The sequence below is a fragment of the Sphingobacterium sp. MYb382 genome, from assembly GCF_037572665.1.
Classification (GTDB): Bacteria; Bacteroidota; Bacteroidia; order Sphingobacteriales; family Sphingobacteriaceae; genus Sphingobacterium.
The window spans coordinates 1-2,491 of record NZ_JBBGZT010000018.1 but is presented as its reverse complement, the minus strand read 5'-3'; the positions used below and the strand labels follow the sequence as shown (position 1 = coordinate 2,491).

Genomic DNA, 2,491 nt, shown 5'->3' with positions numbered 1-2,491 from the left:
CATGTATTAGGCCTGCCGCTAGCGTTCATCCTGAGCCAGGATCAAACTCTCCATTGTAAAAATGAATTGTTAGAAACCTAACTATTTATAAAATAATTAGAATTGTCTTTTTTTAATATCTAATTTGAACTGACTAGGTTGATTGTTATTTGTTAACTTTCGTTAGTATAACCAACTACTCGTTACGTTTTCATGATCATTTTCTTAAAGAACTTCTCTCGCCGCCGCGTCGCGCTTTGGCTATATATTTTCCCTATTGCTAGGTTAAACTTAATCTTGTTTGTTTCATACATCCTTGCGATGTGCGCCCTTCGTTTCGGTTGGGACTGCAAAGGTAGAAAAGCTTTTTGATTTTCCAAAATAAATTTTACTTTATTTTTTCTAGCTCCTCTTTCGTTAAATTTAGAAAAAACCGCATTTAGAATGCCGCTATCCTTGTTTTTTAACCCTTTATTTCAATCGTCCCTCCCTTGCGGAGTGGTGCAAAGATAGAAGTTTTATACCCCTACTTCCAAATGTTTTTAGCTTATTTATTAGGAGTTTTCCTTAAGTGCTTGATAACGATACTAGATAATCTTTCCTTGGGTTGGGTTTTGGGGGTAAAATAGGCGGTTTGGATAGGGAATTAGGGCTGTTATTGGATATGCCCCCCCGAAGGGGTTGTTTCTTATCGGCATATACTTTGGCTATAATGATGTCAATCCTACGGATTGAATTGCTTGTTGTTATTTTTAAAACTCGTTTCTTTTGTATTCTCCCCTCCTATTTCTCATGCTGAGCTTGTCGAAGCATAGCGTTTGCAACGCTGATTGGAGGCTTTTGCTTAATTATAGCGCGTGTCCTTAGCCAGGACGGGGCTTCACTCTTTTCCTTGATGAAAAGGGTGGCAAAAATCAAGGCTGGCATACGCTGCTATCTCCATTTGTAAATTCCGGAACAAAACGAACTCGCTCCGCTCAGACAGAGTTTTCTTCTTGCGGAATTTACGGCACTACGATTTTACGCAGCAGATGCCTAGGCCTTCTTCTTAGCAACTGCAAATTAATTCTTTTTTGCACCAACCCATCTAGGTTGTCATGCTGAGCTTGTCGAAGCATCGTTTAGATATATTTCTTGAAATCTCTGTTTATATGCGACCCCGCTGGGGTCGGTTTTTACTAATCATCTATTTTCTATAAAGATGTTACCCCTCCGGGGTGATTATTAGCATATTTTTATTCTTGTTTGGGTAACTGTTATCCTTTGCATCTAAAGAGTAATGATATTAGCCTCTTTTTATTGTTTGTAAGGCTTTTTAAAGGGATTCAATCCGGAGGATTGACATGTTTATAGCCTAGTTTAAATGAAGGTACGACCCCAGCGGGGTCGAATATTATTATCATCTTCGTTTGCAACGAGGATGCTGGAGCGTAGCGTTTGCAACGCTGAGTAAAGTCTTTTTCTTAATTTATAGTGCGTGTCCTTAGCCAGGACAGGGCTTCACCCTTTTCCTTGATGAAAAGGGTGGCAAAAATCAAGGCTGGCATACGCTGCTATCTCCCCTTGTAAATTCCGGAACAAAACGAACTCGCTCCGCTCAGACAGCGTTTTCTTCTTGCGGAATTTACTGCACTACGATTTACGCAGCAGATGCCTAGGCCTTTTTTTAGCAACTGCAAGTCAGTTCTTTTTTGAACATATCTTTCTTTTGTAGTTCCCCATCCAAACTGTCATGCTGTCCTTCGACAAGCTCAGGATGACAAGTCGAAGCATCGTTTAGAAAAATTTATTTGCACTGTTTATCGTCCTCGTTTGCAACGAGGATGCTGGAGGATAGCGTTTACAACGCTGAGTAAAGTCTTTTTCTTAATTATAGAACGTGTCCTTCGCCAGGACAGGGCTTCACACTTTTCCTTGATGAAAAGGGTAGCAAAAATCAAGGCCGGCATATACTGCTATCTTCGCTTGCAAATTCCGGAACAAAACGAACTCGCTGCGCTCAGACAGCGTTTTGCTCTTGCGGAATTTTCTACGCTACGATTTTACGCAGCAGATGCCTAGGCCTTCTTCTTAGCAAAGCAAATTAGTTATGTTTTGCGGCTCATTTTTCTTTTGTATAAAGCTATTCAGGTTGTGATGCTGTACTTCGACAGGCTCAGGATGACAATTTGCAGTATCGCTTAGGAAGGTTTAAGTCTGCTATATAAGGAATACGTGCTTTACTTAAAATAAGGTGTAGCTATAGCTGTTGTAGTTACAGCATGGGGACTGCTTGCTGCTGTCTGGTGATTGGGGAAAAGTTAGTACAAACAAAAAGCCCCTCCAGTTTCCTGAAGGGGCTTTGTTTAAAATTAGGCACCGACCTACTCTCCCACCTGTTACGGCAATACCATCGGCTCTGGCGGGCTTGACTTCTCTGTTCGGAATGGGAAGAGGTAGACACCGCCGATATAGGCACCTGAATATCTTGATAAATAATGACACATTATATCAACCTATTAAGGGTCTGCAT

The 2,491-nt window shown here is 40.9% G+C and carries 1 rRNA gene; it reads right to left on the bottom strand.

Features of this window, described 5'->3' with window-relative positions:
- Positions 1-2,329: 2,329 nt before the first annotated feature.
- Positions 2,330-2,441: ribosomal RNA gene (gene rrf / locus WH223_RS07965) — 5S ribosomal RNA — on the bottom strand.
- Between the last annotated feature and the right edge of the window lie 50 nt (positions 2,442-2,491).